Raw genomic sequence first — 16,147 nt, 5'->3', positions numbered from 1 at the left:
TTTGACAAGTGCTACCGTCAATACATGAAGAAAAAAAACACAACACGTACGGTAACGTTTATCTACGGCGTTTTTTCAGTACAATCAGCATATATTTATAAACCTGAACCCGACGTTACCTTGCCATACGGTGAGGTAATCGGGGCGAGAAGCCCGGCTTTTGCGATGAATTTAGAAAAAATCAATGAGTTAACCGCGCAAGATATGGCGGGGGTCAATGCGACAATCCTTGAACAGCTCAATTCCGACGTCCAGTTGATCAATCAGTTAGGGTACTACATCGTGAGCGGCGGCGGAAAACGCATTCGCCCAATGATCGCCGTACTTGCAGCACGTGCCGTTGGTTACCAGGAAAATGCGCACGTTACGATTGCAGCCCTCATCGAGTTTATCCACACTGCGACCCTCCTGCATGACGATGTTGTGGATGAGTCCGACATGCGCCGCGGGAAAGCCACAGCAAATGCGGCGTTTGGTAATGCGGCCAGCGTGCTGGTCGGCGATTTTATCTATACCCGCGCATTTCAGATGATGACCAGCCTCGGCTCGCTGAAAGTACTGGATGTCATGTCGAAAGCGGTTAACGTCATCGCAGAAGGTGAAGTTCTGCAGTTGATGAACGTCAACGACCCGGACATCACCGAAGAAAACTATATGCGCGTCATCTACAGCAAGACGGCGCGTTTGTTCGAAGCCGCAGCCCAATGCTCGGGTATTCTGGCTGGCTGCAGCGAAGAACAAGAGAAAGGGTTGCAGGATTATGGCCGTTATCTTGGGACTGCGTTCCAGTTAATTGACGATTTACTGGATTACAGCGCAGATGGCGAGCAGTTGGGTAAAAACGTCGGTGATGACCTGAACGAAGGTAAGCCGACGCTACCGCTGCTGCATGCCATGCGCCACGGCACCCCGGAGCAGGCGCAGATGATCCGCCAGGCCATTGAACAAGGTAACGGTCGTCACCTTCTGGAGCCGGTTCTGGAAGCGATGAACACCTGTGGCTCTCTGGAGTGGACCCGACAACGTGCGGAAGAAGAGGCCGATAAAGCCATCGCCGCGTTGCAGGTGCTGCCTGATACGCCATGGCGAGAAGCGCTGATTGGTCTGGCGCATATCGCCGTACAGCGCGACCGCTAATTACCTTCCCCCCAGCCACTCATCATCCCGTGCCTCGCACGGGATGCTCTTATAAATTCCAATAAATCCTTTCAGCTTTCCGGATGATTACGCCAGATATTGGCATAATCTGAATATACTCACACCTTACACGAACATTTTAGAACATTTGTTCTCGGAGCGTTATAGTGTCGCCACAACCGAACGTGAAACCGTAAGTCATTAACCAAAGGAGGGATGAATTTATGGAAAGCAAGCTGATTGACTGGCATACGGCCGACATCATCGCCGGACTGCGCAAAAAAGGCACCTCAATGGCCGCTGAGTCACGTAAAAATGGCTTGAGTTCATCAACGCTGGCGAACGCGTTAACGCGGCCATGGCCGAAAGGAGAGTTGATTATTGCCCGGGCGCTGGGAACCGACCCTTGGGTGATCTGGCCGTCGCGCTACCACGATGCCAAAACGCATGAATTCATCGACAGAACACGAATGATGAGGGGACCGAGAGGGAAAAAGAATCCTGAATGAACATTAAGCAGTAACCCCCGGCCCAAAGACCAGGGGGTTACCAGAGGCGTTGACGATTACTCGCCTTTCACGCGCTCAATGTTTGCGCCCAGCGCACGCAGTTTATCTTCGATGCGCTCATAGCCGCGATCGATGTGATAAATACGGTCGACCACCGTCGTACCTTCAGCAATACAACCCGCCAACACCAGGCTTGCTGACGCACGCAGATCGGTCGCCATCACTTGCGCGCCGGAGAGCGTTTCCACACCGTGGCAAATCACAGTGTTGCTTTCGATTTCCGCGTGAGCGCCCATACGGCTCAGCTCAGGCACGTGCATGAAGCGGTTCTCAAACACGGTTTCCGTGATGAAGCCTGTCCCTTCTGCCACCAGGTTCAGCAGCGTGAACTGGGCCTGCATATCAGTCGGGAACGCCGGGTGCGGCGCAGTACGTACATTGACCGCCTTCGGACGCTTGCCGTGCATGTCGAGGCTTATCCAGTCCTCGCCGACTTCGATATCCGCCCCCGCATCACGCAGCTTCGCCAGGACGGCATCCAGCGTGTCAGGTTGCGCATTGCGGCAGATAATTTTGCCGCGAGAAATCGCTGCTGCAACCAGGAAAGTGCCGGTTTCAATACGGTCTGGCAGAACGCGATAAACACCACCGCCGAGACGTTCAACACCTTCGATGGTAATGCGATCGGTACCCTGACCGCTGATCTTCGCACCCAGCGCAATCAGGAAATTAGCGGTATCGACGATCTCCGGCTCGCGCGCGGCGTTTTCAATGATGGTGGTGCCTTCAGCAAGTGTTGCCGCACACATAATAGTGACCGTCGCGCCGACGCTCACTTTATCCATGACGATATGCGCGCCTTTCAGACGGCCATCAACGGACGCCTTCACATAGCCTTCTTCCAGCTTGATCGTCGCGCCTAACTGCTCCAGACCGGTAATGTGCAGGTCAACCGGACGCGCGCCGATGGTGCAACCGCCCGGCAGTGAAACCTGCCCCTGGCCAAAGCGAGCAACCAACGGTCCGAGCGCCCAGATAGACGCACGCATGGTTTTCACCAGATCATACGGTGCACAGAAGACGTTAACGTCACGCGCATCAATGTGCACGGAACCATTACGCTCAACTTTCGCACCCAACTGGCTCAGTAGCTTCATGGAAGTGTCAACGTCCTTCAGTTTCGGGACGTTTTGGATCTCTACAGGTTCTTCCGCCAGCAGCGCCGCAAACAGGATCGGCAGTGCGGCGTTTTTAGCGCCTGAAATTGTGACTTCGCCCTGGAGCTTCGTTGGCCCCTGAACACGAAATTTATCCATTATTCTGTTCTCTGTTAAGAATTTATCTTCGCTACCGGCACATCACCCGTAGCTCAAAAACCATTAAGTTTGCGATCGCGCGCCCATTCCGCTGGGGTAAACGCTTTAATCGACAAAGCATGAATGCGGTTGTCCGCAATGTACTCCATCAACGGGCCATAGACTGATTGCTGCTTCTTGACCCGGCTCATGCCTTCAAACATCTCACCCACGGCAATAACCTGAAAGTGACTGCCGTCGCCAGAAACGTGGACTTCCTGGAGGGAGAGCGCATTCATCAGCACGCTCTGAATTTCATTATTTTCCATGGGCTCTTCATTCGTCAGATAGTGAAAACAGCCCAACATCTTAGAGCAAAGTGGCGCTGTCATAAATAAGCAAAAAGCCTCGCTGATAAATCAGACAAGGCTTTGATGGCAGATCCCTTATGATGGGGATGCTGGATGAAGGCACAAGGCCTTATCCAGCCTGAAAAAATTAACGCGGAAGGACATCGTCAGGCAGATTGTAAAGCTGCGCCAGCGTGTAAACTTTATCGTTAACACCAGCGAGCGAAACGCTGTTCCCCTGCTGCTTGCCCTGATCAATCAAGTGCAGCAGTAACGCCAGACCACCGGTATCCACCCGGGAAACCTGGTTCAGGTCGATGCAGGTTACCCCTTGCATCGCCTCAACTCGCGCATCCCATAATGGATTTAACACGTCTTGATCCAGCTCTCCCGCCAGCACCAGCTTGTCACCTTCACGCTTCCAGGTGAGTGACTGGGTCATTATTTTTTCTCTTCCAGGGTAATTTTCTGCTGAGAAATAGATTTCAGTTGTGCTGTCAGGCCATCGATACCTTTGGTACGCAGCAGGTCGCTCCACTCATTCTGTTTGGTGGTGATCATGCTGACGCCTTCGGCGATCATGTCATACGCCTGCCAGTTACCGGTTTGCGAGTTTTTACGCCACTGGAAATCCAGACGAACCGGAGGACGGCCATTCGGATCGATAATGGTCACGCGGATAGGCACGATGGTCGCATCACCCAGCGGTTGCTCAGGGGCAATCTTATAGGTCTGACCGTGGTACATTGCCAGCGCCTGACCGTAAGCCTGCTTCAGATATTCACGAAAGGCGGCGAAATAGGCGTCACGTTGTGCCGGGGTCGCTTCTTTGTAGTAGCGGCCCAGGACCAGCGCACCAGCATATTTAACCTGTACGTATGGCAACAATTCCTGATCGACAACATCGCGCAGGTAATCCGGGTTGGCGCGAATTTTAGGTTGCTCGTTCTTCAGGCGGTCAAAGGTCTTCTGCGCCGCCTCATTCATCAACTTGTACGGGTTAGTCTGATCCGCCGCGGTTGCCGCGCTAAGGGGGGCAATGATCAGCATAGCCACCATCATCAATCGTTTAAACATACGTCGATTCTCCTGAGATTATTTCGTTGCGCCCGCAGGCGTAGTGGCTTCATTATTGCCTTCAGTTGCGGCTGGCGCATCGCCAGAATTCTTATTGTCATCACCTTTACTGTTGCTGTTGTAAAGGAACTGACCAATCATGTCTTCCAGCACCATCGCGGATTTCGTGTCCTGAATCGTACCGCCATCTTTGAGGATAGACGTTCCCAGCTCAGGATCTTCAAAACCGACGTTCAATGCCAGATACTGCTCTCCCAGCAGGCCGGAAGTACGGATGCTCAGGGAGCTGGTGTCAGGAATATGGTTAAAACGCGATTCGATTTCCAGGGTCACGCGCGGTAGGTACGTTTTCGGATCCAGCGAGATATCCGATACGCGTCCAACCACCACCCCGCCAATCCGCACCGGAGAGCGTTCTTTCAGGCCGCCAATATTATCAAAGGTCGCATAAATCGTGTAAGTCGGCTCAGTACGCATTGAGGTAACATTCGCTGCCTTCAGGCAGACAAACAGCGCAGCCAGCAGCGCAATCAGCAGAAATAACCCGACCCAAATTTCATTTTTTTTCGTTTGCATGAACTCAATTCCCAAACATCAGTGCGGTGAGCACAAAATCCAGCCCCAGAACGGCGAGAGAGGCGTGCACAACGGTGCGTGTCGTTGCCCGGCTAATGCCGGCTGAGGTCGGGATCGCATCATAACCATTGAACAATGCAATCCAGGTGACCGTTATGGCGAACACCACGCTCTTAATCAGACAGTTGACCAGGTCCAGACGCCAGTCGACGGCATTTTGCATCGCCGACCAGAAAAAGCCTGCATCAATACCTTTCCAGCTTACGCCAACCAGCGAACCGCCCCAGATCCCCACCGCGACAAAAATAATCGTCAACAGCGGCAATGAAATGACACCGGCCCAAAAACGCGGAGAGATCACCCGACGCAGCGGATCGACGGCCATCATTTCCAGACTGGAGAGTTGCTCGGTCGCCCGCATCAGGCCAATCTCTGCGGTTAAGGCCGATCCGGCGCGCCCGGCAAACAGTAGCGCCGCAACAACCGGCCCCAGCTCACGTAACAATGACAGCGCCACCAGCATGCCAAGGCTGGTTTCCGCACTGTAGGTCGTCAGAACCAGGTATCCCTGCAACCCCAGCACCATACCGATGAACACACCAGAAACAATAATGATCAGCATCGATAAGACACCGACATTATAGAGCTGGCGTATCAGCAGCGGCGCATGTTTGCGAAACTCCGGCTTGCCGACAACCGCATTGAACAACATTAATCCGGCTCGCCCGAACGTCCTGAGGGTTTTAATCCCTCGATGTCCGAGTGATGCCAGCGCATTTAACAACATGGGTGGCTTAACTCCCTGTTTTGAGTAAATCGATGTGGTAGTCGCCCGCCGGATAACGGAACGGAACCGGCCCATCAGCAATACCGTCAAGGAACTGACGTACGCGCGGGTCGGCGTTTTCTTGCAGAGCCTGAGCACTACCGTAGGCCACTATTTTTTTGTCCGCCATAATATAGGCGTAATCTGCAATACTCAGCACCTCAGGCACATCATGGGACACCACCACGCAGGTGACGCCCAGCGCACTGTTCAGTTCCGAAATCAGTTTTACCAGCACCCCCATGGTAATGGGATCCTGGCCGACGAACGGTTCGTCAAACATAATGAGGTCAGGCTCCAGCGCGATGGCGCGTGCTAACGCAGCACGCCGTGCCATCCCACCGGATAATTCAGAAGGCATTAACTTTGCCGCGCCCCGCAGACCAACGGCTTCAAGCTTCATCATCACCGTGCTTTTCAGCAACGCTGCAGGCAACGTCGTATGCTCGCGTAGCGGATACGCGACGTTGTCAAACACGTTCATGTCGGTAAACAGCGCGCCGGACTGAAACAACATACTCATGCGTTTACGCACGGTAAATAAACGCGAACGGGACATGGCCGGAACGTTCTCGCCGTCGAACAGGATCTCGCCCTTATCTGGGGGTATCTGTCCGCCAATCAGACGCAATAGCGTCGTTTTGCCGATGCCTGATGGCCCCATGATCGCCGTCACCTTACCACGCGGCACCGTCAGGGAAATATTATCAAAGATGCAGCGATCGCCTCGGGAAAAGCTGACATCGCGCATATCGACTAGATTCGCCACAGACTGACCCATTGATTCATCCTTTACTATTGCCTCGTTGATCGAAGAGTTTGGCGCTCAATTTAGCCCTGAACCCAACATATTTACAGATTATTGCCTGTCCTGGTTAGCGAAAGCTGGCATTTGTTTTACTTTTTAGCCGCATAAAGTCAAAATTAAGACTTCGTTACGGCTTCCAGAAGATCCTTCAAGTGGACCGGCGAGTATACCTGAAGAAAGGACTTTAGATGCTTTTAGCGACGGCGCTGTTAATAATTGGTTTACTTCTGGTGGTCTACGGTGCCGACCGTCTGGTATTTGCCGCATCCATTTTATGTCGAAATTTCGGTATCCCCCCCATTATTATTGGGATGACCGTTGTCAGCGTAGGGACGTCGTTACCCGAGATCATTGTCTCTGTGGCGGCATCAATAAATGGGCAACTCGATCTGGCCGTGGGTACCGCTATCGGATCTAACATTACCAACATTCTGCTTATTTTAGGTCTGTCGGCGCTGATTCATCCTTTTACCGTGCATTCTGATGTTCTGCGTCGTGAATTACCGCTAATGTTGCTGGTGAGTATTTTAGCCGCATCCGTGTTGTATGACGGCCAGTTGAGTCGTAGTGACGGTTTCTTTCTCCTGCTTCTGGCCGTGCTATGGCTGCTATTCATTGTTAAAATCGCCCGTCTGGCTGAGCGACAAGGCAATGACACGCTGACCCGGGAGCAGATAGCGGAACTTCCACGCGAAGGCGGATTGCCAGTCGCATTTTTGTGGTTGGGCATTGCGTTGATTATTATGCCAATGGCAACACGGATGGTGGTGGATAACGCCACCGTACTGGCGAACTATTTCGCCATGAGCGAACTCACTATCGGGCTGACGGTAGTCGCTATTGGTACCAGTTTGCCAGAGCTGGCAACGGCCATTGCGGGTCTGCGTAAAGGCGAAAACGATATTGCCGTTGGCAACATCATCGGCGCGAACATTTTTAATATTGTTATCGTCCTCGGGCTACCGGCGCTAATTACGCCGGGTGAAGTCAATCCGATGGCCTTCACCCGTGACTATAGCGTCATGCTGCTGGTGAGCGTGATTTTTGCACTACTCTGCTGGCGACGTCCGCGCCAGATTGGTCGCGGCGCGGGGGCGCTGCTGACCGGCGGTTTTATCATATGGCTGGCGATGCTGTATTGGTTATCGCCACTTCTCGTTGGATAACTGGAAACGCATTATGTCGCACTTAGAGTTGCAACCGGGTTTTGACTTTCAGCAAGCAGGCAAGGAAGTCCTGGCAATTGAACGTGAAGGCCTGGCGGAGCTTGATCAGTATATTAATCAAAACTTTACCCTCGCCTGTGAAAAAATATTCAGTTGCCCGGGCAAAGTCGTGGTGATGGGGATGGGGAAATCCGGACATATTGGGCGGAAGATGGCGGCCACTTTTGCCAGCACCGGCACCCCCTCATTTTTCGTGCATCCGGGCGAAGCCGCGCATGGCGATTTAGGCATGGTATCGCCGCAGGATGTGGTGATCGCCATCTCTAACTCCGGCGAATCCAATGAGATAGCGGCGTTAATCCCGGTATTAAAACGTCTTTATGTCCCGCTTATCTGCATGACCGGCCGTCCGGAAAGCAGCATGGCGCGTGCGGCAGATGTGCATCTGTGTGTTAAAGTGCCCAAGGAAGCTTGCCCGTTAGGCCTGGCGCCGACCAGCAGCACCACCGCAACGCTGGTGATGGGCGATGCCCTTGCCGTGGCGTTATTAAAAGCACGCGGCTTCACCGCGGAAGATTTTGCGTTATCGCACCCGGGTGGCGCACTGGGCCGTAAGCTTTTGCTGCGTGTTAACGATATTATGCATACGGGTGATGAGATTCCGCATGTTAATAAAAGCGCCAGCCTGCGTGACGCCTTACTTGAGATCACACGTAAAAATCTCGGCATGACCGTCATTTGCGATGATGCAATGAAGATTGACGGTATTTTCACGGATGGCGATTTACGTCGCGTCTTTGATATGGGCGTAGATGTACGCCAGTTAGGCATTGCCGATGTGATGACCCCTGGAGGCATTCGCGTGCGTCCGGGCATTCTTGCCGTTGATGCCCTGAACTTAATGCAGTCCCGCCATATCACTTCGGTAATGGTTGCTGATGGCGACCAGTTACTCGGTGTGTTACATATGCATGATCTGCTGCGTGCAGGTGTAGTGTAAGAAACTCAAGGATAAAGAAAATGAGTAAAGCAGGTGCGTCGCTTGCGACCTGTTATGGACCCGTCAACGCTGACGTTATCACCCGGGCTGAGAACATCCGTTTGCTGATCCTGGATGTGGATGGCGTATTGTCTGATGGTCTGATTTATATGGGCAACAACGGTGAAGAGCTGAAGGCTTTTAACGTCCGCGATGGCTACGGAATTCGCTGTGCGCTCACTTCCGGTATTGAGGTTGCTATTATTACCGGACGAAAGGCTAAACTTGTAGAAGATCGCTGTGCCACATTGGGGATCACGCATCTGTATCAGGGGCAGTCAGACAAACTGATCGCCTTTGACGATCTGCTTGGAAAACTGGCGATCGCGCCGGAAAATGTGGCCTATGTTGGCGATGACCTGATCGACTGGCCAGTGATGGCAAAAGTGGGATTAAGCGTAGCGGTGGCGGATGCCCATCCATTGCTGATTCCACGCGCCGACTACGTCACCCGTATCGATGGGGGACGCGGCGCTGTACGTGAAGTCTGCGATTTATTACTCCTGGCGCAGGGCAAACTGGACGAGGCCAAAGGGCAATCGATATGAGCAAAACCAGACGTTGGGTTATCATTCTACTGTCGCTGGCTGTCCTTGTGATGATTGGTATTAACCTGGCAGACAAAGACGAGGCCACTCAGGTCGCCGTCAATAACAACGAGCCAACCTATAAAAGCGAACATACCGATACCGTCGTGTATAGTCCGGAAGGCGCGCTGAGCTATCACTTGATCGCCCAACACGTTGAATATTATTCGGAGCAAGCGGTTTCGTGGTTTACTCAACCGGTATTAACCACGTTTGATAAAGATAAAGTACCGACCTGGTCAATCAAAGCCGATAAAGCCAAATTGACCAACGATCGAATGCTGTATCTGTACGGCCATGTTGAAGTTAACGCCCTGGTGCCTGACTCTCAACTACGCAGAATTACGACCGATAACGCACAGATTAACCTGGTGACTCAAGACGTCACTTCTGATGATCTTGTCACGTTATATGGCACAACATTTAACTCCAGCGGACTGAAGATGCGCGGCAACTTACGCAACAAGAACGCCGAGCTGATTGAAAAGGTTAGAACCTCATATGAAATCCAAAATAAACAAACTCAGCCTTAATCTTGTGCTTGCCAGTTCACTTCTGGCCGCCAGCATTCCGGCATTTGCCGTCACCGGCGATACCGAGCAGCCGATTCACATCGAGTCAGACCAGCAGTCCCTGGATATGCAGGGCAACGTGGTGACGTTTACTGGTAACGTGATTGTGACTCAGGGCACCATCAAAATTAATGCCGATAAAGTCGTTGTGACCCGCCCGGGCGGTGAAGACGGTAAAGAAGTGATTGATGGTTACGGTGAGCCCGCCACCTTTTACCAGATGCAGGACAACGGTAAGCCAGTGAAAGGCCGCGCCTCACATATGCACTATGAACTGGCGAAAGACTTCGTCGTGCTCACCGGTAAGGCTTACCTGGAACAGCTCGATAGCAACATCACGGGTGATAAGATCACCTATCTGGTGAAAGAGCAGAAAATGCAGGCCTTCAGCGATAAAGGCAAACGCGTCACCACCGTTCTGGTTCCGTCGCAGTTGCAGGACAAAAACAAGGCTCCGGCAGAGAAAAAAGGTAACTGATTCGTTATGGCAACATTAACTGCAAAGAACCTTGCAAAGGCCTATAAGGGCCGCCGTGTGGTGGAAGATGTCAGTCTGACCGTCAACTCCGGGGAAATCGTCGGTCTGCTTGGTCCTAACGGTGCGGGCAAGACAACGACATTTTACATGGTGGTCGGCATTGTCCCGCGCGATGCGGGCAACATTATCATTGATGACGAAGATATCAGTCTGCTGCCACTGCATGCGCGCGCGCGTCGCGGCATCGGCTACCTACCGCAGGAAGCGTCTATTTTCCGTCGCCTGAGCGTGTTTGATAACCTGATGGCGGTACTGCAAATTCGTGACGATCTCACCAGTGAGCAGCGGGAAGATCGCGCCAATGAGCTAATGGAAGAATTCCATATCGAACATCTGCGTGACAGCATGGGCCAATCGCTCTCCGGTGGTGAACGACGCCGTGTGGAAATCGCCCGCGCGCTGGCCGCGAATCCGAAATTTATCCTGCTTGATGAACCGTTTGCCGGTGTTGACCCGATTTCCGTTATCGATATCAAACGGATCATCGAACACCTGCGCGACAGCGGGCTTGGGGTGTTGATTACCGACCATAACGTCCGCGAAACGCTGGCAGTTTGTGAGCGCGCCTATATCGTGAGCCAGGGACACCTGATCGCCCATGGCACGCCGACAGAAATACTGCAGGATGAGCACGTTAAGCGCGTATACCTTGGGGAAGACTTCAGACTCTGATAGGGTAGAAGACTTCACGTCACCGCAGGAGAAAACAACTCTGAACATGAAGCAAGGTTTGCAACTCAGGCTTAGCCAACAACTGGCGATGACGCCTCAGCTACAACAGGCGATCCGTCTGTTGCAGTTGTCCACGCTGGAACTTCAGCAAGAACTTCAGCAAGCGCTGGAAAGTAACCCACTGCTCGAGCAAACCGATCTTCACGACGAAATTGATACCCAGGAAAAACAGGACAGCGAATCCCTCGATACCGCAGATGCACTCGAACAAAAAGAGATGCCAGAGGAATTGCCGCTTGACGCCAGTTGGGATGAAATCTACACCGCCGGTACGCCTTCAGGCACCAGCGGAGATTACATTGACGACGAACTGCCTGTTTATCAGGGGGAGACCACGCAATCGCTGCAGGATTACCTGATGTGGCAAGTGGAGCTGACCCCGTTCTCGGATACCGATCGCGCCATTGCGACATCAATTGTTGATGCGGTTGACGAAACCGGTTATCTCACCGTGACCCTGGACGATATTCTCGAAAGCATGGGCGATGACGACGTCGGTATGGATGAAATCGAAGCCGTGCTTAAACGCGTTCAGCGCTTTGATCCCGTTGGCGTGGCAGCCAAAGATCTGCGTGACTGCTTACTGATCCAACTCTCGCAATTTGATAAGTCCACGCCATGGCTGGAAGAAGCGCGTCTGATCATCAGCGATCACCTCGATCTGTTAGCCAACCATGACTTTCGCTCGCTGATGCGCGTAACCCGACTGAAAGAAGACGTGCTGAAAGAAGCCGTCAACCTCATCCAGTCGCTCGATCCCCGCCCAGGACAGTCGATCCAAACCGGCGAGCCGGAATACGTCATCCCGGATGTGCTGGTGCGTAAGCATAACGATCGTTGGGTGGTCGAACTCAACGGCGACAGCATTCCACGCTTGCAGATTAACCAGCACTACGCCGCGATGTGCAATAGCGCGCGCAACGATGCCGACAGCCAGTTTATTCGTAGCAATTTGCAGGATGCGAAGTGGCTGATTAAAAGTCTGGAAAGCCGCAATGATACGCTGCTGCGCGTCAGTCGCTGTATCGTTGAACAGCAGCAGGCCTTCTTTGAGCAAGGCGAAGAATTTATGAAACCGATGGTGCTGGCGGATATCGCCCAGGCCGTCGAGATGCACGAATCGACCATTTCCCGAGTGACCACGCAAAAGTATTTGCACAGTCCGCGCGGCATATTTGAACTGAAGTATTTCTTTTCCAGTCACGTTAACACTGAAGGCGGGGGCGAAGCCTCATCCACAGCTATCCGCGCACTGGTGAAGAAATTAATTGCTGCGGAGAACCCCACGAAACCGCTGAGTGACAGCAAGTTAACCTCTATGCTGTCGGATCAGGGTATCATGGTGGCGCGCCGCACCGTTGCGAAGTACCGAGAGTCTTTATCCATTCCGCCGTCTAACCAGCGCAAACAACTGGTGTGACCAAACCGATAAGGAAGACACTATGCAGCTCAACATCACTGGAAACAACGTCGAAATCACGGAAGCTCTGCGCGAGTTTGTTAATACCAAATTCGCCAAGCTTGAACAATATTTCGACCGGATTAATCAGGTCTATATTGTGTTGAAAGTGGAGAAGGTTACACATATCTCGGATGCAACACTGCATGTAAACGGTGGTGAAATTCATGCCAGCGCGGAAGGTCAGGATATGTACGCCGCCATTGACGGTTTAATTGATAAACTGGCTCGGCAGTTAACAAAACATAAAGATAAACTGAAACAGCACTAACTTTCCGGGCAGTTAGCGGGTGCAGGACGGCCTGTTGTGCAGCACAACGGGCCATTTGTACAGTTAGCGCTTAGGTGAAATTATGACAAATAACGATACGACTCTACAACTGAGCAATGTTCTTAACCAGGAATGTACGCGCGCGGCCGTTCACTGCCAAAGCAAGAAACGCGCACTGGAAATCATCAGTGAACTGGCGGCAAAACAGCTCAGCTTGCCCTCTCAGGTGGTATTTGAAGCCATTCTGACGCGTGAAAAAATGGGCAGTACCGGCATCGGTAATGGTATTGCCATCCCGCACGGCAAGCTGGAAGAAGACACGATGCGCGCGGTTGGCGTGTTTGTGCAACTCGAAACGCCCATCGCCTTCGACGCCATTGATAATCAACCCGTCGATCTGCTTTTCGCCCTGCTGGTCCCGGCAGACCAAACCAAGACGCATTTGCATACATTATCGCTGGTCGCCAAACGTCTGGCAGATAAAGCCATCTGCCGTCGCCTGCGCGCCGCACAGAGTGACCAGGAGTTGTATCAAATCATCACGGACACCGAAGGTGGACAGGATGAAGCATAACAACCCAATGGCATCCTTTTTTGTCGTTGTGAGGAGAAACAGTACATGGTACTGATGATCGTCAGCGGTCGTTCAGGGTCAGGCAAATCCGTTGCCCTGCGTGCGCTGGAAGATATGGGTTTTTACTGCGTGGATAACCTTCCCGTAGTGCTATTGCCCGATCTGGCTCGTACACTGGCCGATCGCCAGATTTCTGCGGCCGTCAGCATTGATGTGCGTAACATGCCGGAATCCCCGGAGATTTTCGAGCAGGCAATGAACAATCTGCCTGAAGGCTTCTCACCGCAGTTGCTGTTCCTTGATGCTGACCGTAACACGCTGATTCGCCGCTACAGCGACACGCGTCGTTTACACCCCCTCTCCAGCAAAAACTTGTCGCTGGAAAGCGCTATCGATAAAGAAAGCGATTTGCTGGAGCCGCTGCGTTCCCGCGCAGACCTGATTGTTGATACCTCCGAAATGTCCGTACACGAACTGGCGGAAATGCTGCGTACCCGACTGCTGGGCAAACGTGAACGTGAATTGACGATGGTATTCGAATCCTTTGGTTTCAAACACGGTATCCCGATTGACGCGGACTACGTCTTTGACGTGCGCTTCCTGCCCAACCCACACTGGGATCCGAAGCTGCGCCCGATGACCGGTCTTGACCGCCCTGTCGCCGCCTTCCTCGACAGGCACACAGAAGTACACAATTTTATCTACCAGACCCGCAGCTATCTTGAGCTATGGTTACCCATGCTGGAGACCAACAACCGCAGCTACCTCACTGTAGCCATCGGCTGTACCGGCGGGAAACACCGTTCGGTGTATATTGCAGAGCAGCTGGCAGACTACTTCCGCTCACGCGGTAAAAACGTGCAGTCACGCCATCGTACGCTGGAAAAACGTAAATCATGACCGTGAAGCAAACCGTTGAAATCACTAATAAGCTGGGCATGCATGCGCGGCCAGCAATGAAACTTTTTGAATTGATGCAGGGTTTCGAAGCAGAAGTTTTGCTGCGTAATGATGAAGGAACGGAAGCCGAGGCAAACAGCGTTATCGCGCTGCTGATGCTGGATTCTGCGAAGGGGCGGCAGATAGAAGTTGAAGCCACAGGCCCGCAGGAAGTTGAAGCTCTGGCCGCGGTGGTTGCCCTGTTTAATTCAGGGTTTGACGAAGACTAATCGAGTACACAGAACGTAGCCAGTAGGCCGGATAAGGCGTTTACGCCGCATCCGGCAATAACTCCGCTAATACAGCTTATTTTCCCGCATAAACGACTCACCGCCTAACTGGCGCATTTGGCGCATAATCCACGCCTGACGGCTACGCACATAACCCGAAGGCGCATTCGCTTTAAAACGTAAAGGATTAGGTAGGACCGCCGCCAGCAAGGCCGCTTCAGACATACTTAAGCGACTGGCAGGCTTATTAAAATACCGCTGCGCCGCCGCCTCCACGCCAAAAATTCCGTCGCCAAACTCCGCAACGTTCAGATAGACGGTCAGAATACGTTTCTTGCTCCAGACCGTTTCCATCCCCAGCGTGAGCCCGGCTTCAAGGCCCTTACGCACCCAGCTACGTCCATCCCACAGAAAGAGGTTTTTTGCCGTCTGTTGCGATAACGTTGACGCCCCGCGAATACGGTTTTCATTACGTTCATTATGCGCCAGCGCTTTCTCGATGGCAGAGACATCGAATCCCCAATGGTCAGGGAACTTCTGGTCCTCGGCGGCAATCACCGCCAGCCCCATCCACGGTGAGATCTCATCCATACTCACCCAGTCCGAGTGCGCCACATACCCGAAATCACCGGATAACCATGCGCCCAGTTGCCGTTCGACCATCACCGCCGAGAAGGGCACCGGCATCACGCTGAAAAGGGCGATGCCCCCGCCCCAGAATACGGCGAGGACGATAACCGCCCGTAGAAAGATACGCCGCAGAAAAGCGGTAACGCCTGTTCTCATTCAACCAACACCAGAACACGCGAGACCAGTTTATCGATGCCACTCGCGGCCTGAGCGATATCCTGCGCCAGCATATAGGCGGGCGTGGTAACGATTTTGTTGTCTTCATCAACGACAATGTCATCAACCGGACAAGGCACATGTTCAGCGCCCATCTCCTCCAGTACCTCTGCCGTATCGATATCCGTGCCAATGGTCAGACGCAGCGGAAAATCAAAAATTTTGGGTAACATGGCGGGCGCAATACACATAAATCCCAACGGTTTCCCCATCTGATGCATGGCAACTGCCAGCGCGGCTAAATCACTGTCAACCCGGCATTCGCTGCCCTGGCTGGCAAAATTACTCAGATTTTTGGCGGCGCCAAACCCACCCGGCACGATCAACGCATCCAGTTCCGTTGAAACCGCCTGAGCAAGCGGGCGAATCTCGCCGCGTGTGAGGCGAGCGGCTTCAATCAGGACATTGCGTGTTTCCGGCATCGGCTCGCCGGTCAGATGATTAATCACATCAGCTTGTTGTTTATCCGGGGCGAAGCAGACGGCCTGCGCGCCGTTGCGGGCAATGGCCAGCAGCGTGAGTACGGTTTCATGGATCTCTGCACCGTCATACACACCGCATCCGCTGAGCACGACTCCCACTTTTTTCATCGTGATACTCCTTTCTCAACTGGCTG

At 52.9% G+C, this 16,147-nt stretch carries 22 protein-coding genes; 13 read left to right on the top strand and 9 right to left on the bottom strand.

Annotation, left to right across the window (positions count from 1 at the left end; translation table 11 throughout):
* Window positions 1–165: 165 nt before the first annotated feature.
* Window positions 166–1,137, top strand: a complete 972-nt coding sequence (ispB, locus tag OGV69_RS03025; protein ID WP_069324427.1) for an octaprenyl diphosphate synthase — start codon at window positions 166–168, stop codon at window positions 1,135–1,137.
* Window positions 1,138–1,361: 224 nt separating this feature from the next.
* Window positions 1,362–1,646, top strand: a complete 285-nt coding sequence (gene sfsB / locus OGV69_RS03020) for a DNA-binding transcriptional regulator SfsB (protein ID WP_038634246.1) — start codon at window positions 1,362–1,364, stop codon at window positions 1,644–1,646.
* 56 nt (window positions 1,647–1,702) lie between these two features.
* Here the strand turns inward: sfsB and murA are convergent, their stop codons facing one another.
* The 7 genes from murA to mlaF all read right to left on the bottom strand — a co-directional run bounded on the left by murA (window position 1,703) and on the right by mlaF (window position 6,551).
* Window positions 1,703–2,962, bottom strand: a complete 1,260-nt coding sequence (gene murA / locus OGV69_RS03015) for a UDP-N-acetylglucosamine 1-carboxyvinyltransferase (protein ID WP_038634248.1) — start codon at window positions 2,960–2,962, stop codon at window positions 1,703–1,705.
* Window positions 2,963–3,015: 53 nt separating this feature from the next.
* Entirely contained in the window at window positions 3,016–3,270 is a 255-nt protein-coding gene (gene ibaG, locus OGV69_RS03010) for a BolA family iron metabolism protein IbaG (RefSeq protein WP_032940719.1), read from the bottom strand.
* Window positions 3,271–3,439: 169 nt separating this feature from the next.
* Window positions 3,440–3,733: a lipid asymmetry maintenance protein MlaB gene (gene mlaB / locus OGV69_RS03005; RefSeq protein WP_038634251.1), complete on the bottom strand. Its 294-nt coding sequence runs from the start codon at window positions 3,731–3,733 to the stop codon at window positions 3,440–3,442.
* On the bottom strand, window positions 3,733–4,368 hold the full coding sequence (mlaC, locus tag OGV69_RS03000) for a phospholipid-binding protein MlaC (protein WP_069324399.1): 636 nt from the start codon (window positions 4,366–4,368) through the stop codon (window positions 3,733–3,735). The genes mlaB and mlaC overlap by 1 nt, the downstream gene beginning before the upstream one ends.
* A gap of 18 nt (window positions 4,369–4,386) precedes the next feature.
* Window positions 4,387–4,944, bottom strand: coding sequence for an outer membrane lipid asymmetry maintenance protein MlaD (gene mlaD / locus OGV69_RS02995; RefSeq protein ID WP_038642894.1), 558 nt, complete (start codon window positions 4,942–4,944; stop codon window positions 4,387–4,389).
* Window positions 4,945–4,948: 4 nt separating this feature from the next.
* Complete coding sequence (gene mlaE / locus OGV69_RS02990; protein WP_003025053.1) at window positions 4,949–5,731, bottom strand: lipid asymmetry maintenance ABC transporter permease subunit MlaE; 783 nt, start codon at window positions 5,729–5,731, stop codon at window positions 4,949–4,951.
* Window positions 5,732–5,738: 7 nt separating this feature from the next.
* Window positions 5,739–6,551 (bottom strand): phospholipid ABC transporter ATP-binding protein MlaF, encoded by an 813-nt coding sequence (gene mlaF, locus OGV69_RS02985; RefSeq protein WP_038634255.1) that lies wholly within the window; start codon window positions 6,549–6,551, stop codon window positions 5,739–5,741.
* Window positions 6,552–6,766: 215 nt separating this feature from the next.
* On the opposite strand from mlaF, the gene OGV69_RS02980 reads away from it, so the two are divergent.
* From OGV69_RS02980 to npr, 11 genes are all read left to right on the top strand, one after another.
* On the top strand, window positions 6,767–7,744 hold the full coding sequence (locus OGV69_RS02980; RefSeq protein WP_038634258.1) for a calcium/sodium antiporter: 978 nt from the start codon (window positions 6,767–6,769) through the stop codon (window positions 7,742–7,744).
* Window positions 7,745–7,757: 13 nt separating this feature from the next.
* On the top strand, window positions 7,758–8,744 hold the full coding sequence (kdsD, locus tag OGV69_RS02975) for an arabinose-5-phosphate isomerase KdsD (protein WP_069324400.1): 987 nt from the start codon (window positions 7,758–7,760) through the stop codon (window positions 8,742–8,744).
* 20 nt (window positions 8,745–8,764) lie between these two features.
* Complete coding sequence (kdsC, locus tag OGV69_RS02970; RefSeq protein ID WP_069324401.1) at window positions 8,765–9,331, top strand: 3-deoxy-manno-octulosonate-8-phosphatase KdsC; 567 nt, start codon at window positions 8,765–8,767, stop codon at window positions 9,329–9,331.
* Window positions 9,328–9,903, top strand: coding sequence for an LPS export ABC transporter periplasmic protein LptC (lptC, locus tag OGV69_RS02965; RefSeq protein WP_038634267.1), 576 nt, complete (start codon window positions 9,328–9,330; stop codon window positions 9,901–9,903). The genes kdsC and lptC overlap by 4 nt, the downstream gene beginning before the upstream one ends.
* Entirely contained in the window at window positions 9,872–10,420 is a 549-nt protein-coding gene (gene lptA, locus OGV69_RS02960; RefSeq protein WP_038634270.1) for a lipopolysaccharide ABC transporter substrate-binding protein LptA, read from the top strand. Before lptC ends, lptA begins: the two co-directional genes overlap by 32 nt.
* Window positions 10,421–10,426: 6 nt before the next feature.
* Window positions 10,427–11,152, top strand: coding sequence for an LPS export ABC transporter ATP-binding protein (gene lptB, locus OGV69_RS02955; RefSeq protein ID WP_003025073.1), 726 nt, complete (start codon window positions 10,427–10,429; stop codon window positions 11,150–11,152).
* Window positions 11,153–11,198: 46 nt separating this feature from the next.
* Entirely contained in the window at window positions 11,199–12,632 is a 1,434-nt protein-coding gene (rpoN, locus tag OGV69_RS02950; protein WP_069324402.1) for an RNA polymerase factor sigma-54, read from the top strand.
* A gap of 22 nt (window positions 12,633–12,654) precedes the next feature.
* Window positions 12,655–12,942, top strand: a complete 288-nt coding sequence (gene hpf / locus OGV69_RS02945) for a ribosome hibernation promoting factor (RefSeq protein WP_038634275.1) — start codon at window positions 12,655–12,657, stop codon at window positions 12,940–12,942.
* Between the two features lie 82 nt (window positions 12,943–13,024).
* Entirely contained in the window at window positions 13,025–13,516 is a 492-nt protein-coding gene (gene ptsN, locus OGV69_RS02940) for a PTS IIA-like nitrogen regulatory protein PtsN (RefSeq protein ID WP_038634278.1), read from the top strand.
* 45 nt (window positions 13,517–13,561) lie between these two features.
* Window positions 13,562–14,416 carry an RNase adapter RapZ gene (gene rapZ / locus OGV69_RS02935; RefSeq protein ID WP_003025085.1) on the top strand — a complete coding sequence of 285 codons (855 nt, stop codon included), beginning with the start codon at window positions 13,562–13,564 and terminating at the stop codon, window positions 14,414–14,416.
* A complete protein-coding gene (gene npr, locus OGV69_RS02930; RefSeq protein WP_003025086.1) occupies window positions 14,413–14,685 on the top strand; it encodes a PTS phosphocarrier protein NPr in 273 nt (90 codons plus the stop codon). Before rapZ ends, npr begins: the two co-directional genes overlap by 4 nt.
* A gap of 66 nt (window positions 14,686–14,751) precedes the next feature.
* Here npr and mtgA read toward each other — a convergent pair whose 3' ends face one another.
* Together mtgA and elbB are read right to left on the bottom strand one after the other, a co-directional pair.
* The gene (gene mtgA, locus OGV69_RS02925; protein WP_069324403.1) at window positions 14,752–15,471 is read right to left on the bottom strand and encodes a monofunctional biosynthetic peptidoglycan transglycosylase; all 720 of its coding nucleotides are present in this window, start codon (window positions 15,469–15,471) and stop codon (window positions 14,752–14,754) included.
* Window positions 15,468–16,121, bottom strand: a complete 654-nt coding sequence (elbB, locus tag OGV69_RS02920) for an isoprenoid biosynthesis glyoxalase ElbB (protein ID WP_038634284.1) — start codon at window positions 16,119–16,121, stop codon at window positions 15,468–15,470. The genes mtgA and elbB overlap by 4 nt, the downstream gene beginning before the upstream one ends.
* Window positions 16,122–16,147 lie beyond the last annotated feature (26 nt).

Source organism: Citrobacter sp. Cc139, assembly GCF_030334645.1.
Lineage (GTDB): Bacteria > Pseudomonadota > Gammaproteobacteria > Enterobacterales > Enterobacteriaceae > Citrobacter > Citrobacter werkmanii.
Note: the sequence above shows the minus strand (reverse complement) of the source record. Positions and strands in the feature narration are given on the sequence as shown.